This is a genomic window from Terriglobus sp. YAF25, from assembly GCF_052113305.1.
Classification (GTDB): Bacteria; Acidobacteriota; Terriglobia; order Terriglobales; family Acidobacteriaceae; genus Terriglobus.
Genome location: NZ_JBFRCY010000309.1, coordinates 1 through 5053 on the forward strand (window position 1 = coordinate 1; position 5053 = coordinate 5053).

At 59.3% G+C, this 5053-nt stretch carries 6 protein-coding genes; 1 reads left to right on the forward strand and 5 read right to left on the reverse strand.

Annotated features, from left to right (window positions below; all coding sequences use genetic code 11):
• On the forward strand, positions 1 to 131 hold a 131-nt coding region (locus tag AB4043_RS13990), incomplete at its 5' end, for an integrase core domain-containing protein (protein ID WP_442301167.1).
• An 83-nt stretch (positions 132 to 214) separates the two neighbouring features.
• Here AB4043_RS13990 and AB4043_RS13995 read toward each other — a convergent pair.
• The 5 genes from AB4043_RS13995 to AB4043_RS14015 all read right to left on the reverse strand — a co-directional run bounded on the left by AB4043_RS13995 (position 215) and on the right by AB4043_RS14015 (position 4850).
• The gene (locus AB4043_RS13995) at positions 215 to 1297 is read right to left on the reverse strand and encodes an NAD(P)H-dependent flavin oxidoreductase (RefSeq protein WP_442303520.1); all 1083 of its coding nucleotides are present in this window, start codon (positions 1295 to 1297) and stop codon (positions 215 to 217) included.
• A 47-nt stretch (positions 1298 to 1344) separates the two neighbouring features.
• The gene (locus tag AB4043_RS14000) at positions 1345 to 1848 is read right to left on the reverse strand and encodes a RidA family protein (protein WP_442303521.1); all 504 of its coding nucleotides are present in this window, start codon (positions 1846 to 1848) and stop codon (positions 1345 to 1347) included.
• Complete coding sequence (locus tag AB4043_RS14005) at positions 1842 to 2570, reverse strand: SDR family NAD(P)-dependent oxidoreductase (RefSeq protein WP_442303522.1); 729 nt, start codon at positions 2568 to 2570, stop codon at positions 1842 to 1844. The genes AB4043_RS14000 and AB4043_RS14005 overlap by 7 nt, the downstream gene beginning before the upstream one ends.
• A gap of 106 nt (positions 2571 to 2676) precedes the next feature.
• Positions 2677 to 3594, reverse strand: coding sequence for a LysR substrate-binding domain-containing protein (locus tag AB4043_RS14010; protein ID WP_442303523.1), 918 nt, complete (start codon positions 3592 to 3594; stop codon positions 2677 to 2679).
• A gap of 440 nt (positions 3595 to 4034) precedes the next feature.
• Positions 4035 to 4850: a DUF899 domain-containing protein gene (locus AB4043_RS14015; RefSeq protein WP_442307315.1), complete on the reverse strand. Its 816-nt coding sequence runs from the start codon at positions 4848 to 4850 to the stop codon at positions 4035 to 4037.
• Positions 4851 to 5053 lie beyond the last annotated feature (203 nt).

Consider the following 5053-nt stretch of genomic DNA (forward strand, 5'->3'; position numbering starts at 1 on the left):
ACTGGGAAAACTCAGAACAAAGAGACACCCAACTCGCCCCTTGGACAGACTTCTACAACCAACAAAGACCTCATGCTAGCCTCAACCTACGCCCGCCCATCAGCAGGCTCCAGATGTCAACAACCTCTTGACCTCCTACAGGTGCCCCACCCTCACGGAGTTAGGGTGGGTTCGGAATACCCTGAAATCCCTAACAAAGATGACACCTCTGCCTCTATCGATTCAGCTTCGCCGCAGCTCCATCCACCAGCGCCTGCAACAGTTCATGCACGTCAGCACACCGCGCGAGGTTCGCGCTCTGACCTGCCCATAGAGCCAGCAGCTCCGCATTGCCGGCCTTCTGCGCAGGGATCGCGAGATTGCGCATCAGGCTTCGCTGCCGTGGATACGGCAGAATCTCCGTCCCGGGACCATTCATCTGATCCATCAACTCGTTCTTAATACCGCGAGCGAGCCTTCCAGTGAAACCTCGGGTCAATCCCGTACGCGCGGCTCTTCCACTGCGGATCGCTTCGCGATGCACCGGATGCGCGCCGGACTCCTCGCATGCCAGAAACACCGTCCCCATCTGCACGCCCTCCGCACCGAGTGCGAAGGCGGCAGCAATGCCGCGTGCATCGGCGATGCCTCCGGCCGCGACGACCGGGACACTCACGGCATCGACCGTCTGCGGCACCAGCGAGACGGTGCCGGTCAACGAATCCTCAGAGGAGCGCAGGAATGAGCCGCGATGACCTCCTGCTTCAAAACCGGAGGCGATCACCACATCCACGCCTGCCTGTTCCAAAGCAATCGCTTCCTCCACCGTGGTCGCGGTGCCCATGATGACGATCTTCTGCCGGCGAACTTCGTCGAGAATCTCCATAGGCGGTATGCCATAGATAAAGGAGAAGACCGGCACCTTCGCATCCAGCACGACACGCGCCTGGTCTTCAAACCGTATCGGTTTGTATGGAGCAAACACAGGCGCAGGTCCGCCGAGACGCTCGATATGAGGCGCAATCGCTGAGGATGCCCGCTGAAACTCGGCATTCCCGGAGGTACGTGCACCTTCGTCCTCCATCGAGACCCAGAGGTTCATCGCGAATGGCTTCGTGGTCAGAGAGCGGATCTCCGCGATCACGTCCTTGATCGCCTCAGGCTCCATGCCATGTGCACCGAATCCACCAAGCCCGCCGAAGTTTGAAACGCCGGCAGCAAGCCGCTGCGATGAGAATCCGCCGAGTGGTCCCTGGATGATTGGATACTCAATTCCCAGCAAGCTGGCGACACGGGTCTGATTCCACAGTCCGGACACAATGCACCTCGCAACAACAAAAGAGGCGGACAAGCCGCCTCTTTCCTTTATGCCTTCACCTCAAACAAAACTTCCACCACCACCGGGACACCGAGCGGAAGACTGGCCACACCGAGCACCATTCGTACCGGCAGCTTGTCTTCTCCGAAGACATCGCGCAACAGCTCCGAAGCTGCATCGGCCACCTTCGCATGTGCGGTGAACTCTCCCTCGGTGGCCATGTAGACCGTCAGCTTTACTACCCGGTTGACCTGATCGAGCGAGCCCAGGTGATCTCTCGCGGCAGAGAGCACGTTCACCGCCGCGATGCGTGCTGCCTCGCGGCCTTGCTCCACGTCGAGCTCCTTACCCAGCCGCCCGACAAACCGCGGTTGGCCGGCAACCACCGGAAGTACGCCGCTGAGGTAGAGCAGGTTGCCGGTCAGGACGCTTTCCACGTACGCGCCAATCGGCCCGGGTGCTGGCGGCAGCTCGATACCGAGCTCCGCAAGCCGGCGTTCCGCCTTCGCCGGCTGCGGGCTCGCTGGCTGCGTGCCCTTCGCGCTCACCATTTGCTTGCGTGCGCACCACCGTCCACGTGCAGCACCTCCCCGGTTACGTTGCGGGCTTCGGTCAGATAGACCACCGCATCCACGATGTCACTCACATCCGAGATGGTGCCCATCGGTGAGAGCGTCTTCAGAAAGTCCTTTGGGTTGTCCTTGTGYAACGGAGTATCCACCGACCCCGGCGCAACAGCGTTGAAGCGGATGTGCTGTTTCGCGTACTCACTTGCCAGGCTGCGAACCACTGCCTCCAGACCACCCTTGGTGATCATGGGCACTGAAGCCGTAACACCGGCAATCGGATTCGCCACCAGCGAGGTCGTGATGTTGACCACGCTTCCACTCGACTTCTGTGCGAGCATCTGTTTCACCACGCCCTGCGTCACGTAGAGGAAGCCCTCAAGGTTGGTATTCGAAAGCGCTTCGAAGTCCTCGGCGGTGTAATTGGTAAATGGCTTGGTGAAGAAGATTCCCGCGTTGTTCACCAGCGCGTCGATCGATCCAAACTTCTTGATCGCAGTCTCTACCACCTTAGCCGCGACAGCGCTATCGCCAATGTTGCCATCCACTAGCGCAAGCTGAGCAGACTCCGTATAGGCGCCCGACTTCGTAATGTTGCGCGAGTTGGCGACAACGTTATAGCCGCGATCCAGAAACGCCTGCACTGCGCCTGCTCCGATGCCCTGTGATGCTCCCGTGACGATGATTGTCTTCTGTTTGCTGCCCATCTCCAGCCTCCTTGGCTGACGGCCTTTCTCTTGCCGTACACCAGAAGAGATTCCGAAGATGGTGATTCCGATTCCTCGCATCTTTCGATCAAGTGATCGTTAATGCCTATCGCTCCAGATACCGCATCTTCTGGCGGATGGCCGGAAGCTCCTCGTCGAGCAGCTCAAGAAACAGCTTGAGAGCAACCGAAGGCTCCTGCTTCCGCCACGTTGCGACAATGTCGACGCGGACATCATCCGGTTGCAACCTAAAGAAGGAGACATTATCTGCGCGTAAGTTATGGGCAGAGGCAGAGACGATCGCCACGCCTTCCTCGGCCTCCACGGTCGACAGCACCGAGTGCATATTGTTCAGCTCGTTGTACAGCCGCGGCGAGAAGCCATTGTCGTTGCAGACGCGAATGATGGTATCGAAGACCTCCGGAGAGCTTGCTCGCTGAAAGGTGACGATGCGCTCGCCTGCGAGATCCGCGATACGGATACGCTTTGCCTTGACCTTACGGCTTTTGGGGAGCGCCACCACCAGTGGCTCGCGGAAGAGCAGGCGCGACTCGTAGGACGCACTACGATCTGCCGAAGGAGGACGGGTAAAGCCGATATCGATCTCGCCCCGGTCGAACGCGAGATCCTGTCCGCTGGGCACGTTCTCTTCAAGCCGCAACACCACTCCGGGATGACGCGCTTTGTACTTGCGCAGCAGGTCCGGAAGAAACTGGCAGGTGGCAAATCCCATAAACCCAATGCCCAGCCTGCCGATCTCGCCCCGAGCCGCACGCTGAGCAGTGACGATTGACCGCTCGGCCTGTGCCAGCGTCTTCAGCGCCTCCTCATAGAAGACCTGTCCCTCCGGCGTAAGCCGCGCCACGCGTCCCTCACGCGAAAAGAGCTTAATGCCCAGCTCGCTCTCAAGATCAGCCACCGCCTGGCTGATGGACGGCTGTGCCACGTAGAGATGTCGTGACGCCTCACGGTATCCCTTCCACTGGACCACCGCCGTGAAATAGCGAAGATGCCGCAGTTCCATCTGATAGCCGCTCCCTATCGGTCGATATAAAGATACGACTAGAGGTGATCGTTTGTCTGGCATGCTTAGGTGGCAACAGCGGGCTGCCAACTAACTCGATCGCTCGGTGAAACGCTCACAAAGTTAGGGTGGGCAAGGGTGGGAGCAGCGGGCTTCAGCCCGCTGATTAGAAGCCATCAAAACAATGGGCTTTAGCCCTGGGCCTTCTCTGCGAATCAGAAAAAAAGCCCAGGGCTATAAAGCCCGCTTCTTTGTTGAGCCGGTAAACCGTGGGCTGGAGCCCACGGCTCCCACCCGGTCCCATTCCAGCTTGGGAGATCCCGCCAAGAGCCCGAAATCTATGCCCTCGACGATGAAGGCCGGGCCCATGTCCCCCGGCACACCACCCCAACGAACAAGTTCGTTGGGGACCACGGGACATGGGGCACCCGGTGCATGGGCTATCTCAGATTTATCGACTCCCCTTGCTCTTGCTTCATCTCCGCGCTTGCCTTGCGGAAAGCCTTCTCACCCGCATCCGACACCTGGACCCACTTCTCATTCGGCGCGGCCTCGGCTTCATACGAATCGTGCCAGTTCCACCACTTATACGTCGGAGTCTGCGGGTACCCTTCGGGCGAATCCTCCCACACTTCCTGCCGGCCGAGCGGTGTGATGTCGAGATAGCTCCACACCGTTCCCATGGCCTCATCGCCGCGATTGTTGATGTAGTACGTGCGGAAAATCTTCTCTCCGTCACGGATGAAGACATTGTGGCCATGCCACTCATCGACACCGAAATCCTTATCGAAGCTGTCGGTAAGGGTGTACCAGGGCATCTCCCATTCCATGCGCTTCTTCAACCGGGCAATATCTGCCTGCGGAGCCCGCGAGGCGTAAGCAAGCGTCGTATCGCGCGCATTGAGATGCGCCAGGTGACCAACCTGATCGGCGCCAAGCGAGCAGCCGCGGCAGGCATGCTCGGGCCAGCCGAAGACTCCCGGTTCATAGAAGGCGCGATAGACGATCAACTGCTTTCGGCCTTCGAAGAGATCGAGCAGACTCACCTTGCCCTGCGGGCCCTCAAACATGTACGTCTTCTCGACAGGCATCCACGGCATGCGCCGGCGCTCTGCGGCCAGTGCATCCCGCGAGCGGGTAAATTCCTTTTCCTTCACCAGGAGCTGCCGCCAGGCAGCCTCCCACTCCTGCTGCGAAACGGTTGGAGGTGCCTTCATTGCGCTGCCGGTTGTCTGTGTCTTCACTGCGGTCGTCATCTGTGTGTCTCCTTCGTTGCTTCCGTTGCGATCCTTGGAATGATCTTGATGGAAAGCTTGCCCAGGCTGAGAGTGACAAGTCTGACGCGATTCGTCGGGTAATTGGTCGCGTGCGTATTCCCCACCCACCCTTGCGTTGCGAGCGTTCACCCCGAGGGTGGGGCACCTGTGATGTTTCAAGAGGTTGTTGTCCATCCGTTTGT